Source organism: Janibacter indicus (assembly GCF_900176385.1).
Classification (GTDB): Bacteria; Actinomycetota; Actinomycetes; order Actinomycetales; family Dermatophilaceae; genus Janibacter; species Janibacter indicus.
In genome coordinates, this window is the sequence record NZ_FWXN01000008.1 from 183,581 (window position 1) to 199,357 (window position 15,777).

Below are 15,777 nucleotides of genomic sequence, written 5' to 3' on the forward strand. Positions count from 1 at the left end.
GAGAGCTGAAGAGAGAAGGAAGAGGATGAGCACATCAGCGCCCCCCACCGGTGGGCCGGACATCGAGCTGGAGATCGGCGGGATGACCTGCGCCTCCTGTGCGAACCGGATCGAGAAGAAGCTGAACAAGCTCGACGGCGTCGCGGCCACGGTCAACTACGCCACGGAGAAGGCCAAGGTCACCGTGCCTGCCGGCTACGATCCGGCACTGCTGGTCGCCGAGGTCGAGAAGACCGGCTACACGGCTGCGCTGCCCAAGCCCAAGGACACCACGGCGAACACGTCGGAGACCGAGGCCGGGGAGGAGGAAGACACTGAGCTCACCTCGCTGCGCCATCGGCTAGTCGGCGCCATTGTGCTCACGGTTCCCGTGATCGCCATGGCCATGATCCCCGCACTGCAGTTCGTATATTGGCAGTGGGCCTCGCTCGCGCTTGCCGCCCCGGTGATCATCTGGGCAGCCTGGCCGTTCCACAAGGCCGCATGGACGAACCTCAAGCACGGCACCGCGACGATGGACACACTCATCTCGATGGGCACCTCGGTCGCACTGCTGTGGTCCGTCTACGCACTATTCTTCGGAACCGCTGGCACACCCGGGATGACGCACCCGTTCGAGTTCACGATCGCTCCCTCGGATGGCGCGGCGAACATCTATCTCGAAGTTGGCGCGGGCGTGACGATGTTTATCCTCGCCGGCCGCTACTTCGAGAAGCGCTCCAAGCGCCAGGCCGGGGCCGCGCTGCGCGCCCTCCTGGAGCTCGGCGCGAAGGAAGTCGCCGTGCTCCGCGACGGCGTTGAGGTGAAGATCCCCACCTCTGACCTCCAGGTCGGCGACGAGTTCATCGTTCGTCCGGGCGAGAAGATCGCCACCGACGGCATCGTGACCTCCGGCTCCTCCGCGGTGGACGCCTCCATGCTCACCGGCGAGTCCGTACCGGTCGAGGTCCGCGAGGGCGACTCGGTCACCGGTGCCACCGTCAACGCGGGCGGCCGCCTTGTCGTGCGGGCGACCCGTGTCGGCTCGGACACGCAGCTTGCGCAGATGGCGAAGCTCGTCGAGGACGCGCAGACTGGCAAGGCCGAGGTGCAGCGTCTGGCCGACAAGATCTCCGGCGTGTTCGTGCCGATCGTCATCGTCGTCGCGTTCATCACCCTCGGCGCCTGGCTGGGAGGCGGATTCCCCGTCGCCGCCGCGTTCACCGCAGCGGTCGCCGTGCTCGTCATCGCGTGCCCCTGCGCGCTCGGGCTCGCGACTCCGACCGCGCTGCTCGTCGGCACCGGCCGCGGGGCGCAGATGGGCATCCTCATCAAGGGCCCGGAGGTGCTGGAGTCCACCCGCAAGGTCGATACCGTCGTGCTCGACAAGACCGGTACCGTCACCAGCGGCAAGATGACCCTTACCGATGTGATCACCGAAGCCGGTGTGGACCGTGCCGAGCTGCTGCGCCTCGCGGGTGCGCTGGAGGACTCCTCGGAGCACCCGATCGCTCAGGCGATCGCCAAGGGCGCCACCCAGGAAGTCGGCCAGCTGCCCACGCCAGAAGACTTCGCCAATGTCGAGGGCAAGGGCGTGCAGGGCATCGTCGAGGGCACCCCGGTCGTCGTCGGACGCGAATCGCTGCTGGCCGATTGGTCGCAGAAGCTCTCTCCGGAGGTCGCACAGGCGAAGGCTCAGGCCGAGGGTGAAGGCAAGACGGTCGTCGCGATCGGCTGGGACGGTGCTGCGCGCGGCATCCTCGTCGTCGCCGACACCGTCAAGCCCACGAGCGCAGAGGCGATCCGCGGGCTCAAGGAGATCGGCCTGACCCCGGTGCTGCTCACCGGTGACAATGAGGCCGTGGCCCGCCAGATCGCCGCCGAGGTCGGCATCGAGGAGGTTATCGCCGAGGTGCTGCCCAAGGACAAGGTCGACGTCGTCACCCGTCTTCAATCCGAGGGCAAGATCGTCGCGATGGTCGGCGACGGCGTCAACGACGCCCCCGCGCTCGCGCAGGCCGACCTGGGCCTGGCGATGGGCACCGGCACCGACGTCGCGATCGAGGCCTCCGACATCACCCTGGTCCGCGGTGATCTGCGGGCCGCGGTCGACGCGATCCGTCTGTCCCGTAAGACCCTGTCGACGATCAAGACCAACCTGTTCTGGGCATTCGCCTACAACACCGCCGCGATCCCGGTCGCAGCGCTGGGCATGCTCAACCCCATGCTCGCAGGCGCGGCGATGGCGTTCTCCAGCGTCTTCGTCGTCGGCAACAGCCTCCGCCTGCGCGGGTTCAAGAGCGTCGCCACGAAGTGACGAACGAGAACCCACCCATCCACACGAATCCAACAACGAAGGAACACCAGAGAATGAGCAGCTGCTGCAGCACGAACGAGACTAACCCCGCCGCCGAGAACGGTGGACGCGAGAACCTGCTCGGCGGGGGAGCCGATGACATGACCACCTGCCCGGTCATGGTCGGAACCCCGGTCAGCAAGAAGACCGCCGAAGCCGCCGGACTCTACCGCGACTTCGACGGCGAGCGCTACTACTTCTGCTGCGCCGGCTGCGGCCCCGCGTTCGATTCGGATCCGGCCAAGTACGCCGCCAACATGGCGTAATCCACCAGCGTGCGGGGTGCCGCGGCACCGCTGCGGCACCCCGCCACCTGATCGGAGCGAACCGACATGACCACTACGACCCCCACCACCGAAACCCACCTCGACACCTACCCCGCAGGAGGCGACGGCGACGCGTCCGACCACGGATACATCAGCGACAAGACGAAGTACCGCAATCGCCTGCGACGCCTCGAAGGCCAGATCCGCGGCATTGATCGGATGGTCGACGAGGACCGCTACTGCATAGACATCCTCACCCAGATCTCCGCAGCCACCAGGGCACTCGAGAACGTCGCCCTCGGCCTGCTCGACGATCACCTCAAGCATTGCGTCCTCGACGCCGCAGTCGCCGGCGGACCAGTCAGCGAGCAGAGGCTCGGCGAGGCATCCGAGGCCATCGCCCGCCTCGTTCGCTCCTGACGCCGACGCACCAGTTCGACCACGACCAGCAGCCCAGGAGTTCCTCTATGACCACCCAGCACGTCCTCATCCTCGGCTCGGGAGCAGCCGGGGCCGCAGCCACCCGCACTCTCGCCTCACGCGACGATGTCCGGGTGACGCTGGTGACCCGCACCGGGGAGACGCCCTATACGCGGATGCTCATCAAGGGAATCGCGTTCGGTCCGACACCGCCGGAGATGATCAAGCTCCCGCTGCCTCAGATCGAGGTCATCGCCGACACCGTGCTCGAAGTCGACACCTCGGCGAAGCAGGTCCGGCTGACCTCCGGCGCACAGGTCTCCTACGACGCGCTCATCGTCGCGACCGGGAGCATGCCCCGTTCCCTGCCCGCTGACGTGTTCGGCGACGACGCCGGACAAGGGAGGGTCACCGCTCTTCACTCCGTGGAGGATGCCCTCGGCATCCGAAAGTTGCTGACCGGCCTGGGACGGCCGGCGCGCGTGGCGATCTACGGCGGCGGAATCATCGCAGCCGAGACCGCCTCGTCGCTGCAAGCCGACGGACACATGGTCACGCTGGTCTCTCGCAGTTCCGTTCCCGGCATCGGAGCGTTTGGGGCGCCCGTGGCTGAACGCCTCGCCGCCGACCATGCCGCCAAGGTGCAGACTCGATTCGGTCGCACTCTCCAGCATGTCGACGAAACAGAATCCGGTGTCGCCATCACCCTCGACGACGGCGATCCTATTGTGGCCGACTTCCTCCTCGTTGCGCTCGGCACGACGCCCGCAGCCCCGTCACCGTGGACGAACGGCATCGACGTCGACGATCACCTCCGCGCCGCAGCAGACCACGTCTACGCCGCTGGAGGTGTGGCCACGCATCACGACGAAGCACTGGGCGCCTGGCGCATCGACCATTGGGAAGACGCCGCCGCGCAGGGTGCGCACGCCGCACAGGCCGCATTGCACGACCTCGGCATCAGCGACGATCCGAGCACCTACCTGCCACGCAGCCCCTACATGGCGATGGTCTACGGTCAGATGATCTCCGGAGTCGGGTACACGGCCGGCACAAACACCTACCTGGAAGCCGGCGAGGAGTTCATCGTCCGCCACGAGACCGACGGTATGGTCGTCGGCGTCACCGGCATCGACGCGGTCGGCACCGTCTACCAGTGGGGACAGCAGCTCCACGGCGTGCAGGCCTAGGCGATGGCGGGAGACTGTACCAGGCAGATCCCACGGCGGGGCTTCCTGCTCTCGCTGGCAGCGACCATTCTCATGATGGCGGCTGCCAGCGCGCCGTCGTTGTTCTACCCCCAGATCGCCGAACGGCTCGAGCTCGTTCCCGTCGCCACCACATTCGTATTCGCGGTCTACACCTTCACCCTCCTGGCCGCGCTGCTCTACCTCGGACCGCTCTCCGATTACATCGGCAGACGTCCGGTCGTAACCGCCGGTTCCCTGGCGCTGGCACTGAGCCTGGCCATGTTCTGGTTCGCCGGCGGCCTCGCGACACTCCTGGTCGCACGCGCTCTGCAAGGGCTCGCAGCGGGTCTGCTCATCCCGGCCCTGTCGGCGATGATGATCGACTTCGAGCCGCCGTCGCATCCGAACATCGCAGCCCTGTGGAACACGATCGGGCCGATGATCGGTCTCGGGACCGGGGCACTCGGTGCTGCGCTTCTCCTCGATCTCACCCCCGAACCGACAGCTGCGGTCTTCGGCCTGCTCGTGCTCGCCTTCCTCATCGTGGCAGCGACGGTGTGGATCACACCGGAATTGGTCCCCAAGACCCGGTTACGACGTGGCGACCTCCGCCCGCGGTTCACCGTGCCACCGCACCTGCGCCGCATGTTCACCGCCGGTGTGCCCGCGATCATCGCTGGGTGGGCGACCAACGGACTCTTCCTCGCGCTCGGAGCCGGCCTCGTCGGCAGTGAGCTCGGGGGCTCCACGCACACCCACGCGGGCATCGTCATCTTCGCACTGGCGATCTCCGGAGTCACCGCCTCGTCCGTCCTGCAGCGGCGTTCCGCCCGCACCATCAGCCTGTATGCGACCAGCGCCCTGGCATTCGGCACCGCAGTGAGCATCGGCGCCCTCGCACTCGGTTCCTACCCGGCCTACGTCGCGTCGGTCGCGATCGTCGGTTCCGGGTTCGGCACAGCGTTCCTCGGGGTGCTGCGCACACTCATGCCCCACACGGCATCGTCGGAACGCGCCGCCGTGATGGCTGTGATCTACACGGTCGCCTACCTCGCATTCGGTGTGCCCACCATTGTCGCCGGGTTGCTCGTGCCGGTGCTCACCCTGTCAGGAACCATGACAATCCTCGGTGCGATCATCATCGCCCTCAGCCTTGCAGCCACCGTCCTGCGCCTGCGCATCCCGCAGGCGGTCGCAGGCCCGGCAGAGACTGACGACCTCCCCGAGCCTCCCACTGACTCTCACCGCCGATCCGCACCCGACCGAGAAGAGCAGCCATGACCTATGTGATCGCGCTTCCCTGCGTGGACGTCAAGGACCGCGCCTGCATCGACGAATGTCCTGTCGACTGCATCTACGAGGGCGAACGCTCGCTCTACATCCATCCCGACGAATGCGTTGACTGCGGAGCCTGCGAACCGGTCTGTCCCGTCGAGGCCATCTACTACGAAGACGACCTGCCCGACGAATGGTCTGATTACTACAAGGCCAACGTCGAGTTCTTCGACGAATTGGGTTCTCCCGGTGGAGCCGCGAAGATCGGACCGGCGGGCTTCGACCATCCCCTCATCGCCGCATTGCCCATCCAACATGAGCAGTCCCTCTGAGAAGGACAATTCGATCTATCCACACCGGTACAACGCGCGATCCTTGACTAGTACCCCCTGGGGGTATAAGGTAGGCATGTTGATGAAAGGAGCTGACATGCAGAGGAGACTGCGAGCAGGGCTGGCAGCAGGAGCGCTCGGAGTGACACTCGTGCTCGCCGGTTGCGGCAGCGGAGCAGACGAAGACCAGCAGGCCGACCCTTCGGCTACTGAGGAGCATCAGGGCCACGGCGGCGACAACGCAGAAAGCGGTGATGAGGAGATGGATCACTCGATGGAGCACCCGATGGACGGCGGACCGGCACCCGAGGGTATCGCCGAAGCCAGCGACCCCGCCTACCCGGTCGGCACAGAGGTACAGCTCACGGCCGACCACATGGAAGGCATGGACGGTGCGACGGCGACGATCTCCGGCGCATTCGACACGTACACGTACTCCGTGAACTACACGCCCGCAGGTGGCGGCGCCCCCGTCACGGACCACAAGTGGGTCGTGCAGGAAGAAATCGAGGATGCCGGCGACGAGCGCCTGGCCGATGGCACAGAGGTGACGCTGCTCGCCGAGCACATGGAGGGCATGGAGGGTGCGACGGCCACCATCGCTTCGTCCACCGATGAGACGGTCTACATGGTCGACTACGAGACGGACGGCATGAAGATGACGAACCACAAGTGGGTCGTCGAGAGCGAGATCCAACCAGCGTCCTGAGCCGACGTTCGCTTGCCCGGCGACCGGGTGAGCGGCAATCGGCATGGCTCGATGACGGAGGAGGGGAACGATGACGGACCCGAACTCACACCAGCACCACGGTCACGGAACCGATGCACCCGCTCACGGCGAGCATCACCACGGGTCTGTGTCCGCGCACGCCTCGGCGGAGGCGCACGGCACGCGCGAGGGTCAGCACACCGGGCACCAGGGCCACGCCATGGACCACGGGCAGCACTCAGACCACACGGGCCTCGACGAGCACGGCGGCCACGGTGAGCACGCCCAGCACGGTGGCCACGGAGATCACAGCGGCCATGGCGGTCACGGTGATCACGTTGGCCAGTTCCGCCGGCTGTTTTGGATCAACCTCGTCATCGCCATCCCCGCGGTCACCCTCTCGCCGATGTTCGCCATGCTGCTGGGCTACGAGGTCCCCGGCTGGGCGGGCTGGGTCGCCGCGGTACTGGGCACCGTCATGTACGTCTGGGGCGGCAGGCCCTTCCTCACCGGCGCAGTCAGCGAGTTGAAGTCCCGCAAGCCCGGGATGATGCTGCTCATCGCTCTGGCGATCACGGTGGCCTTCTTCGCCTCCTGGGCCGCGACCCTCGGGCTCGTCCATCACGAGCTGGAGTTCTGGTGGGAGCTGGCGCTGCTGATCGTGATCATGCTGCTGGGCCACTGGATCGAGATGCGCTCCCTGGCCCAGACCACCTCGGCGCTCGACTCGTTGGCGGAACTGCTGCCCGACGAGGCCGAGCGCGTTGAGGGCGAGAACGTCGTTAAGGTGGCCCCAGCCGACCTCGACGTGGGCGACGTCGTGATCGTGCGTCCCGGCGGCAGCGTCCCGGCCGACGGCACCATCGTCGACGGCCGCGCCGACATGGACGAGTCCATGATCACCGGCGAGTCCCGCCCGGTCTCTCGGGGCGAGGGCGAGACAGTCACTGCCGGCACCGTCGCCACGGACTCCGGCCTGCGGGTGAAAATCACCGCCACCGGCGACGACACCGCCCTGGCCGGCATCAACCGGCTCGTCACCGAGGCCCAGAACTCCTCCTCCCGCGCCCAGCGGATCGCCGACAAGGCCGCGGCCTGGCTGTTCTGGTTCGCCCTCGGCGCGGCGCTGGTCACCGCAGTCGTCTGGACGCTCATCGGCATGCCCGACGAGGCCGTGGTCCGTACAATCACCGTGCTCGTCATCGCCTGCCCCCACGCCCTCGGCCTGGCGATCCCGCTCGTGGTCTCCATCGCCACCGAGCGCGCCGCCCGCGGCGGCGTGCTGGTCAAGGACCGCCTCGCCCTGGAGTCCATGCGGCAGGTCGACGCAGTGCTCTTCGACAAGACCGGCACACTGACCAAGGGCGAGCCCACCGTCACCGGCGTCGAACCGACCGGCGACCTCGACGCCGACCAGGTCCTCGCCCTCGCGGCCTCGGCCGAGGCCGACAGCGAGCACCCGCTCGCCAAGGCCATCGTCACCGCCACCAAGGACAAGGGACTCGCCCTTCAGCAGGCCAGCGGCTTCTCATCCTCGCCCGCCGTCGGAGTCACCGCGACCGTCGCCGGCCAGGAGGTCCGCGTCGGCGGCCCCCGGCTGCTTGAGGAGACCGGCCAGGACGAGGTCGGCACAGCCGAGGAATGGCGCTCTGAGGGCGCGATCATCCTGCACGTCCTCCGCGACGGCCAGGTGGTCGGCGGCCTCAAGCTCGCCGACGAGGTCCGCCCCGAATCCCGCGACGCCGTCGACGCCCTCCACGCCCTGAGCGTCGAGGTCGTCATGATCACCGGCGACGCCGAGGCAGTGGCGAACGAGGTCGGCAAGGAGCTCGGCATCGACCGCGTCTTCGCCGGCGTCCGCCCCGAGGACAAGTCCGCCAAGGTCGCCCAATTGCAGCACGAGGGCAAGAAGGTCGCCATGGTCGGCGACGGCGTCAACGACGCCCCGGCACTGGCCCAGGCCGACGTCGGCATCGCGATCGGCGCCGGCACCGACGTCGCCATCGCCTCGGCCGGGGTCATCCTCGCCAGCTCCGACCCCCGGTCGGTGCTCTCGATCATCCAGCTCTCACGACGCGCATACGGCAAGATGAAGCAGAACCTGTGGTGGGCAGCCGGCTACAACCTCATCTCCGTGCCGCTTGCGGCCGGTATCCTGGCACCGGTGGGATTCGTCCTGCCAATGTCGATCGGCGCGATCCTGATGTCGGCCTCCACCGTGGTGGTTGCGCTCAACGCCCAACTCCTGCGGCGCATCGACCTCACACCCGAAGCCAGCACGCGTTCCGTCCTGGAACGCCAGAAGTAAGGACATGCCCATGTCTGTCGACACTGATCCTCATCAGCACGGATACATCAGCGACAAGGAGCGCTACCTCGGCCGCATGAAGCGCATCGAGGGTCAGGCCCGCGGGATCGCGAAGATGATCGATGAGGAGAAATACTGCATCGACATCCTCACCCAGGTATCCGCCCTGACCCGCGCCCTCCAGGGGGTCGCGACCGGTCTACTCGACGATCATCTCAAGCACTGCGTGCTCGATGCAGCGAAGCTCAGCGACGAGGCGGCCGTCGAGAAGATCCAGGAAGCCACGGACGCCATCAACCGGCTCGTGCGCTCCTGATCTCGGACCCCGACGGCCGCGTTCCAGGACACGGCGGGCACAAACCCTCACGATGCCAGCGCGCCTGATCCTCGCCGACGCGCCGTCCGCCCGCGATGCGCTCACCTTCGCTCAACGGGCCGCGTGGGCCGGCGCCCACGGCGTGCGCTTGCAGGCCGCGGCCGGGCTGCTGTGCATGAGTGCGGCTGCGCTAACGCCCCGTGGTCCGCTCGACCGCACCCCTACGATCCTCGTCCTTCGCACGCTCCGCTCCGACGCCGAGCTGCAGTGCGACGTCACCGTCGAAACCCTGACCGCGACCGTCGACCCCCTGGCCCTCGAACTGCCGGAGACCTCGCTGGCACCCACCTGGACCAGCGTCGAACCCCCGCAACACGGGTGGAGACACATTGCGGTTGTGTCCAGTCTGACGCTGATGCGTAGCGCCCGTGCCGGCATCGAGGCCGTCGCCCAAGCACTTCCCGACAAACCCGGCGACGATGTCGTCCGCAAGATCCGGGGCATGGTCTGGGGCACCCCGGACACAGCCCTCTCGTCGCTGCCGCAAGGCGTCGCGTTCGCCGCCTACGTGTTCGGGTTCCTCAGCGCCGGAGGAGAGGCCGCGATCTCCACCGCCGGCCGTTGGACGCGGTTGACCCTCCCGACTGGACACGTGCTCCTGCGCGGGCCCGTCGTCTCTGGCCTCACCTCAATCCGCCGCACCCGGCCACGCGTCTCCGAGTCCTTCACACCAATCGGATGATACTTGATACCCCATAGGGGTAATGGGTAAGATTGGTGACTATGAGAGAGGCTGAACACGCGCACGCCACGTATGACACACCGCACCTGGATGCGGCGGTCGAAGTCTTCGCGTTGCTGGCGAATCCGGTGCGAGTGAAGATGATCCTCGCCATTCGCGACATCGAGGCCTCTGCCAATCACCTGGCGGACATGGTCGACCTTCCCATCGACCAGACCTCCCACGAGCTTGACCGTCTGGAGTCGGCCGGGATTGTGAGTCGGCAGCGACGCGAGTCCGGCGACTTCTACCTATTGACCGGTGTGCATGCCGGGGCGCTGGCTGAGGCTGCGATCTTCCATGCCGAGCATCAGCAGCAGGAACGCATTCGTGCGGGTTCTCCCACCTCGAACTCGCGACCGAACTGACGAAGGAGGCATCATGCCCCGTTTTTCCCGATTGACCCCTGAGACCGCAGTGGGGGCCTCACGAGACTTGCTCGGCGATCTCGTCGAGCGGCACGGCGAGGTCGGAGACATGGTCTCGACGATGGCGCACTCCCCGGCGGTGCTCGGCGGTTATCTCCAGCTGAGCAAAGCCATGCGTCGCGCCAAGCTCGACCGCAAGGTCAGCGAGCTCGTTTCGATCGCCGTGCAGTCGCAGCAGGGATGCGGAATGTGCCTGGCCTCGCACATCAGCGCGGCACGATCGCTCGGGGTCAGCGATGACGAGATCGCACTCGCCCAGCAGGGTACGGCGATGACCGGCCCGGTCGCGGCGATGATCGCGCTCGGCCTCCAGGTCTACCGTGAGCCTGCGTCGATCACCGACGAGCAGATCGACGAGCTTCGGGGATACGGGTACTGCGACCGTGAGATCTCTGATGTCGTCGGGGTCGTGTCGCTGAACATTCTCACCGGCGCCTTCAACCTGGTTGCCGGCCTCACGCCGGGCGACTGATCTCGCCGGCGACTTGGTGCCTTGGCCGAGAGGATAGGCAGCGGTCTGCAAAACCGTTTACACGGGTTCGAGTCCCGTAGGCACCTCCACTTTCCGCTGAGTCCAATAGGACACGCGTCGCAGGAGGCCGGTAGTCCACCCTCGGGCGCGCCGGGACCTCTGAGCTTCATTCCGCGTCGAGCGACAGATCACACTCGACAATATCGCCCTAGAGCGATATGATCGTCCTATGACGATGATTCAACAGGAGGGGGCAACCCTCGACGAGGTGGCGACGGCAGCGTACGCCCACCTGTTCCAGGCATTTGCGGAACCGACGAGGTTGGCGATCGTGCAGCACCTCGCCTCGGGTGAGCACCGGGTCCGCGATCTGGTCGAGCACATGGGCCTGGCCCAGTCCACGGTGAGCAAACATGTCGGCTTCCTGGTCGAGTGCGGCCTGGCGACGATGCGCCCGGAAGGGCGCTCCACCTGGTACTCGCTGACACAGCCCGAGCTCCTGCGTACCCTCATCGCCGCTGCCGAATCCCTCCTCGATGCCACCGGCACGCAGGCCCTGCTCTGCACGCACCTGCGACTCCCACATATCCACCACGCGACAGATACGGAGAAGAAGTAGACATGGGCGCAGGACACAATCACGGCCCCGCCGCTAGCGAGACCGGGCACCCCGGAGATTTCCGCAAGAAACTCTGGATCGCATTCTCGATCACCGCGACGATCGTCGTCGCCCAGGCCATCGGCTCGGTCATCACCGGCAGCCTCGCGCTGCTGACCGACACCGCCCACGCCATCACCGATGCCTCCGGCCTGCTGGTCGCACTGATCGCCGCGACGCTGATGCTCAAGCCCGCCAACTCCAAGCGCACCTGGGGGTTCCGGCGTATCGAGGTGATCGCAGCCCTCGGACAGTCGGCACTGCTGCTGGTGGTGGGCACGTACGCCGCCATCGAAGGCATCCGGCGACTGTTCGAGCCGCCGGAGGTGCCCGCAAGCGAACTGCTGATCTTCGGCATCATCGGCCTGGTCGCGAACATCATCGCCATCACCATCCTCGCCTCCAGCCGCGGTTCGAACTTCAACATGCGCGCCGCGTTCCTCGAAGTCCTCAACGACGCTCTCGGCTCGCTCGGAGTGATCATCGCGGCGATCGTCATCGCCACGACCGGGTTCATGCAGGCCGATGCCATCGCCGGACTGCTCATCGCCACACTGATCGTGCCTCGCGCGTTCAAGCTGATGCGCGAGACCACCAGCGTCCTCATGGAGTTCACTCCTAAGGGCCTCGACCTCGACAAAGTCCGCTCACACATCCTCGAACTCAACCACGTCCAGGATGTCCACGATCTGCACGCCTCCACTGTGGCGACCGGCCTACCGACCCTGACCGCCCACGTCGTCGTCGACGACGAGTGCTTCACCGACGGTCATGCCGCCCAGACGCTCCAAGAGATCAAAGACTGCGTCGCAGGACACTTCGAGGTCTCCGTCCATCACTCGACCTTCCAGATCGAGACCGAGCACATTGCCGAACATGAACCGGAAGTCAGCAAGCACGACTGAACGCAGCGCCCCCTCCCGGGCTCGTACCGGGCGGGGGCGCTTCCGCATCACGCAGGTAGGCACTACCCCTATGGGGTACTATGGCCAATTGGCACCGCGGGCAGACACGACAAGGAATCCCATGAAGAACCTCAGGTCATTCCCGAAGTACGGCGGGAAGAAAACCGCTGCAATCACCGTCGTGGTCGGCGCTTTCCTGCTCACCGGATGCACGGCCGCCAACGACTCACCCTCAGTCACCTCGGCCAGCGGAGCCGAGATCCTTGCCGAGAATGGCCTCGACGGCCTCGACGTGCGGGAGCTGATCGAAACGCTCGATGCGATCCCGCTGGACGATCGCACGGAGACCTTGACCACGTCGATCACTGCGGAGACGGTCACGCTCACCGATCAGCACGAACGCACGGCAGAGGTGCGGTTGCCCAGTGACGAGATCTACGTATCCGTCGCCCCGTATCGGTCGCAGACCCATGATTGCTACTACCACAGCCCGACCGGATGCCTGGGTGAGCTGCGCAACGCAGACGTGGCCGTAACGGTGACGGATGCGACGACCGGCGAGACGATCGTTGACGAGGAGTTGAGAACCCTCGACAACGGCTTCGTCGGGATCTGGCTGCCCCGAGGCATCGAGACATCGATCTCGATCACCCACGACGGCCAGACCGCCACCTCCGAACTTTCGACCGTCGGCGACGATGCGCAAACCTGCCTGACCACGATGCGACTGGTCTGAAACCAGCACCACGGGAATACCCCCACAGGGTAGGGCGTTGTGGTGTGCGTGCGGTCTATCGCACGCGACGTGTAACAGGAAGGAAAGCAGTCCCATGAGCGAAGTCATCACCGTCGACACCCAGACCTTCGATGAGGTTGTGCTCCAGAGCGAGGTTCCCGTTCTCGTGGACTTCTGGGCGGCCTGGTGCGGCCCGTGCCGTGCGATCGCGCCGGTCCTGGACCAGATTTCGGCCGAGCAGGATGGAAAGCTCCTCATCGCCAAGCTCAATGTCGACGAGAATCCCGACATCGCCTCGCGCTACAACATCAGTTCGATCCCTGCGATGAAGGTCTTCGACAAGGGTGAGATCGTGCGCGAGATCATCGGGGCGATGCCGAAGCCGCAGATCGAGCAACGCCTCGAAGGCATTATCTGAGGCTCGGCCGTCGAACTGTTCCCGAACTCCGCCGACCGTTGCGCGGCAGTTGATGGTCGCCCGACTCAGCGTGGTTGCATACGTAATGCAAGACTGCGCAGTGCAACGAGCGCTTGAAGTGGCAGGACCCCGTTACCCAAGGCGGTCTTCTGCTGATTTGCAGTCAGTTCACCCATCGGATCGGTGATCCATCCGGCTGGCAGACCCATAAGCCATTCCACGAACTTCGGCGACGGACGTGGCCCTCTGTCCTCGTTCAGAACTGCGGGGGCAGGGGCGGCGTGTCCGGTGATGTGCTCCCATCGTGCGATGGCCTCGGCGTAACGTCCCCATCGGCGAACACGGTCTCGATCAGGTTGAACAGTGTCTCCGAGTCGTTCCTGTTGGTCGGTGAGCCATCCGGTCCGTGCAGGGCGAAGTCGATGACCTGGTGAGACAGGGCGATCGTTCCCCGCCGGGCTCGTACTTGATCCAGCGTTTCCCCGCCTCGGGAGTAGTCCGAAGCCAGCGGAGTGCGAAACAAGGTTCTGGGGGTGTGCGGTGATGAAGACTCGGAACCTGTGGTGTGGTGCGCCGGCCAGGGATTCGGGTAGGCCGATCCATTGCGCGTCATACCGGAGGTCGGCCAGATCGCCGAGTACGGCTCCGAGTGCCCGAAGAGGTCGAGCTGGCTCGTCTCCCAGCACCCGAGGTCGGGGTTCCACGTCGCGAGGGGTTGCGTGTGCGGAGGTTGCATCATCGTGATTGCGGGCACGGGTTGCTCCTTGTCTCTGGGGTCTGGTTGCGGTTGCGGAGAGCAGGCCACGCACGTTCTCGATTACTACGAGCCGGGGTTGCAGCGCCTCGATGGCCGAGACCATGTACGACCAGAGACCAGAGCGGGTACCGGGCGCGAGGCCCGCGCCCTTGCCGACGGTCGAGACGTCCTGACAGGGGAACCCTCCGATCAGCACGTCGACTGCAGGAACGGCGGTCCAGTCCACGGCCGCAATGTCACCGAGATTGGGAGCTTCCGGCCAGTGATGAGTGAAGACGCGAGCGACAGGAGTGTCTACCTCGGAGAACCAGATCGTTTGGCCGCCGGTAGCGTGTTCGACGGCGAGGTCGAGGCCGCCATATCCGCTGAACAGCGACCCGATCCGTGGCGGGCGATCATCGCTGGAAGGTGTGTCGTGCATGAGCGCTCCGGCGGGTCGGTGAGCCCGATTCCGAACCCCGTTCTGGGTCCTTCGTCAGGCAGGTCACCTGCCAGGTGCTCGCTCGCCCTCACCCATCAGAAGGCCAGCTATCAGCACCCTCATCGTCTGTTCACCTGAACTGTCTGCCGACCGTCGAGAGGCACCACTTGAGCCTGTCGTCGCTCATCGTTCCAAGCTCCCGTTCCGAGCGATCACACCTCTTGCAGATCGCGGGGGAACGCCCAGCCGCATGCAAAGCTGACCTTCCGAAAGTGCTATCGCTACTTCGGTTCAGAGGTCGTCGAGGGTGGCGGTGAAGTCGTCGGTGCCGCCGGTGGCGATGAACCTGGCTGCTGTAGTGCTGGCACACCACAGCGCGAGCTCTGACAGGGGAGCAGGCGATGAGTAAGGAGACTTCCCCGGTAGCCGTCTCGGCCTCAACGTACAGATGAGCCTGCTCCCTGCCTGGCCATGGCGGGATCAGACGCAGTACCGCTGGTCGGCCGATGTCGTCATCGACGTGGTACTCGGCATCCAGTAGCACCTCGTCGCCGGGACCGCGAGGTGACCACCGCTCGTGATCGTCGACCTTCTTCATCGCAGTGGCGCCCCGATGATCCGTACATCCATTTCGACGTGTGCGAGGACCAGACCGCTGTCGAGACGCGATGCGGTGTCGTTGGCTTTGAGCAGTCGCAGGAGCCCTGCAACCAGGACGGTCTCACCGGCGTCGAGCCGCGAGGCCAGTTGCGCGTCGATGGGGTTGCGGACTACGGCCTCGATGGCGGGCGCGGAATGCAATCAGGTTGCTTCCCGACCACTCGATGCCGAAACCTCCCAGCGGGAACCGTGTTGCACCGTCGTCGCCCGCGATCGGCGTCTCGACCACCAGAGCGCGAAGGAGCCCTGTCACCTGCAACACGTCCACCAACATGCACGTCACTTCACCGCTCACGAGACAGCCGTGTCGATGGCCATCTCGCATGTTGGGGTGGCGACCTCGCCACCGACAGTCGGCGGCGAGGTCGTGCGGAGTGCCTGGTTCACCTG

The 15,777-nt window shown here is 66.0% G+C and carries 18 protein-coding genes and 1 tRNA gene; 17 read left to right on the forward strand and 2 right to left on the reverse strand.

Translation table 11 applies throughout. The features are described from left to right. Positions 1 to 25: 25 nt before the first annotated feature. The 17 genes from B9B60_RS11365 to trxA all read left to right on the forward strand — a co-directional run bounded on the left by B9B60_RS11365 (position 26) and on the right by trxA (position 13,549). Positions 26 to 2,296: a heavy metal translocating P-type ATPase gene (locus B9B60_RS11365; RefSeq protein ID WP_084451522.1), complete on the forward strand. Its 2,271-nt coding sequence runs from the start codon at positions 26 to 28 to the stop codon at positions 2,294 to 2,296. 53 nt (positions 2,297 to 2,349) lie between these two features. Then, positions 2,350 to 2,601: a YHS domain-containing protein gene (locus B9B60_RS11370; RefSeq protein ID WP_075866898.1), complete on the forward strand. Its 252-nt coding sequence runs from the start codon at positions 2,350 to 2,352 to the stop codon at positions 2,599 to 2,601. A gap of 66 nt (positions 2,602 to 2,667) precedes the next feature. Then, entirely contained in the window at positions 2,668 to 3,021 is a 354-nt protein-coding gene (locus tag B9B60_RS11375) for a metal-sensitive transcriptional regulator (protein ID WP_084451524.1), read from the forward strand. Between the two features lie 47 nt (positions 3,022 to 3,068). Beyond that, complete coding sequence (locus B9B60_RS11380) at positions 3,069 to 4,211, forward strand: FAD-dependent oxidoreductase (protein WP_084451526.1); 1,143 nt, start codon at positions 3,069 to 3,071, stop codon at positions 4,209 to 4,211. Positions 4,212 to 4,214: 3 nt separating this feature from the next. Then, a complete protein-coding gene (locus tag B9B60_RS11385; RefSeq protein WP_226283131.1) occupies positions 4,215 to 5,492 on the forward strand; it encodes an MFS transporter in 1,278 nt (425 codons plus the stop codon). Beyond that, positions 5,489 to 5,818 (forward strand): ferredoxin, encoded by a 330-nt coding sequence (fdxA, locus tag B9B60_RS11390; protein ID WP_075866897.1) that lies wholly within the window; start codon positions 5,489 to 5,491, stop codon positions 5,816 to 5,818. The genes B9B60_RS11385 and fdxA overlap by 4 nt, the downstream gene beginning before the upstream one ends. Before the next feature lie 97 nt (positions 5,819 to 5,915). Then, a complete protein-coding gene (locus tag B9B60_RS11395; protein WP_075866896.1) occupies positions 5,916 to 6,527 on the forward strand; it encodes a YdhK family protein in 612 nt (203 codons plus the stop codon). Positions 6,528 to 6,933: 406 nt separating this feature from the next. Further along, positions 6,934 to 8,835, forward strand: a complete 1,902-nt coding sequence (locus B9B60_RS11400; RefSeq protein ID WP_226283133.1) for a heavy metal translocating P-type ATPase — start codon at positions 6,934 to 6,936, stop codon at positions 8,833 to 8,835. 4 nt (positions 8,836 to 8,839) lie between these two features. Next, entirely contained in the window at positions 8,840 to 9,151 is a 312-nt protein-coding gene (locus B9B60_RS11405; protein WP_455429296.1) for a metal-sensitive transcriptional regulator, read from the forward strand. 52 nt (positions 9,152 to 9,203) lie between these two features. Next, positions 9,204 to 9,893, forward strand: a complete 690-nt coding sequence (locus B9B60_RS11410; protein ID WP_075866895.1) for a DUF8185 domain-containing protein — start codon at positions 9,204 to 9,206, stop codon at positions 9,891 to 9,893. Between the two features lie 41 nt (positions 9,894 to 9,934). After that, positions 9,935 to 10,300 carry an ArsR/SmtB family transcription factor gene (locus B9B60_RS11415; RefSeq protein ID WP_075866894.1) on the forward strand — a complete coding sequence of 122 codons (366 nt, stop codon included), beginning with the start codon at positions 9,935 to 9,937 and terminating at the stop codon, positions 10,298 to 10,300. 13 nt (positions 10,301 to 10,313) lie between these two features. Next, a complete protein-coding gene (locus tag B9B60_RS11420; RefSeq protein WP_075866893.1) occupies positions 10,314 to 10,832 on the forward strand; it encodes a carboxymuconolactone decarboxylase family protein in 519 nt (172 codons plus the stop codon). A 15-nt stretch (positions 10,833 to 10,847) separates the two neighbouring features. Beyond that, a tRNA-Cys gene (locus B9B60_RS11425) sits at positions 10,848 to 10,921 on the forward strand. A 140-nt stretch (positions 10,922 to 11,061) separates the two neighbouring features. Further along, entirely contained in the window at positions 11,062 to 11,451 is a 390-nt protein-coding gene (locus B9B60_RS11430) for an ArsR/SmtB family transcription factor (protein ID WP_075866892.1), read from the forward strand. Positions 11,452 to 11,453: 2 nt separating this feature from the next. Then, positions 11,454 to 12,395, forward strand: coding sequence for a cation diffusion facilitator family transporter (locus B9B60_RS11435; RefSeq protein WP_084451532.1), 942 nt, complete (start codon positions 11,454 to 11,456; stop codon positions 12,393 to 12,395). A 121-nt stretch (positions 12,396 to 12,516) separates the two neighbouring features. Further along, a complete protein-coding gene (locus B9B60_RS11440) occupies positions 12,517 to 13,131 on the forward strand; it encodes a CueP family metal-binding protein (RefSeq protein WP_075866891.1) in 615 nt (204 codons plus the stop codon). Between the two features lie 94 nt (positions 13,132 to 13,225). Then, complete coding sequence (gene trxA / locus B9B60_RS11445; RefSeq protein WP_084451534.1) at positions 13,226 to 13,549, forward strand: thioredoxin; 324 nt, start codon at positions 13,226 to 13,228, stop codon at positions 13,547 to 13,549. Between the two features lie 65 nt (positions 13,550 to 13,614). Here trxA and B9B60_RS11450 read toward each other — a convergent pair whose 3' ends face one another. Together B9B60_RS11450 and B9B60_RS16930 are read right to left on the reverse strand one after the other, a co-directional pair. After that, positions 13,615 to 14,727: a DNA cytosine methyltransferase gene (locus B9B60_RS11450; RefSeq protein ID WP_084451536.1), complete on the reverse strand. Its 1,113-nt coding sequence runs from the start codon at positions 14,725 to 14,727 to the stop codon at positions 13,615 to 13,617. Between the two features lie 594 nt (positions 14,728 to 15,321). After that, entirely contained in the window at positions 15,322 to 15,528 is a 207-nt protein-coding gene (locus tag B9B60_RS16930; protein ID WP_129666707.1) for a hypothetical protein, read from the reverse strand. Between the last annotated feature and the right edge of the window lie 249 nt (positions 15,529 to 15,777).

Bases quoted from the DNA above. Each gene is read 5' to 3' on its own strand.
- B9B60_RS11440 (WP_075866891.1), top strand. From the start codon at position 12,517: ATGAAGAACCTCAGGTCATTCCCGAAGTACGGCGGGAAGAAAACCGCT.
- B9B60_RS11430 (WP_075866892.1), top strand. From the start codon at position 11,062: ATGACGATGATTCAACAGGAGGGGGCAACCCTCGACGAGGTGGCGACG.
- B9B60_RS11380 (WP_084451526.1), top strand. From the start codon at position 3,069: ATGACCACCCAGCACGTCCTCATCCTCGGCTCGGGAGCAGCCGGGGCC.
- B9B60_RS11415 (WP_075866894.1), top strand. From the start codon at position 9,935: ATGAGAGAGGCTGAACACGCGCACGCCACGTATGACACACCGCACCTG.
- B9B60_RS11405 (WP_455429296.1), top strand. From the start codon at position 8,840: ATGCCCATGTCTGTCGACACTGATCCTCATCAGCACGGATACATCAGC.
- B9B60_RS11450 (WP_084451536.1), bottom strand. From the start codon at position 14,727: ATGCACGACACACCTTCCAGCGATGATCGCCCGCCACGGATCGGGTCG.
- B9B60_RS11370 (WP_075866898.1), top strand. From the start codon at position 2,350: ATGAGCAGCTGCTGCAGCACGAACGAGACTAACCCCGCCGCCGAGAAC.
- B9B60_RS11420 (WP_075866893.1), top strand. From the start codon at position 10,314: ATGCCCCGTTTTTCCCGATTGACCCCTGAGACCGCAGTGGGGGCCTCA.
- fdxA (WP_075866897.1), top strand. From the start codon at position 5,489: ATGACCTATGTGATCGCGCTTCCCTGCGTGGACGTCAAGGACCGCGCC.
- B9B60_RS11410 (WP_075866895.1), top strand. From the start codon at position 9,204: ATGCCAGCGCGCCTGATCCTCGCCGACGCGCCGTCCGCCCGCGATGCG.
- B9B60_RS11400 (WP_226283133.1), top strand. From the start codon at position 6,934: ATGTTCGCCATGCTGCTGGGCTACGAGGTCCCCGGCTGGGCGGGCTGG.
- B9B60_RS11385 (WP_226283131.1), top strand. From the start codon at position 4,215: ATGGCGGGAGACTGTACCAGGCAGATCCCACGGCGGGGCTTCCTGCTC.
- B9B60_RS11395 (WP_075866896.1), top strand. From the start codon at position 5,916: ATGCAGAGGAGACTGCGAGCAGGGCTGGCAGCAGGAGCGCTCGGAGTG.
- B9B60_RS11435 (WP_084451532.1), top strand. From the start codon at position 11,454: ATGGGCGCAGGACACAATCACGGCCCCGCCGCTAGCGAGACCGGGCAC.
- B9B60_RS11375 (WP_084451524.1), top strand. From the start codon at position 2,668: ATGACCACTACGACCCCCACCACCGAAACCCACCTCGACACCTACCCC.
- trxA (WP_084451534.1), top strand. From the start codon at position 13,226: ATGAGCGAAGTCATCACCGTCGACACCCAGACCTTCGATGAGGTTGTG.
- B9B60_RS11365 (WP_084451522.1), top strand. From the start codon at position 26: ATGAGCACATCAGCGCCCCCCACCGGTGGGCCGGACATCGAGCTGGAG.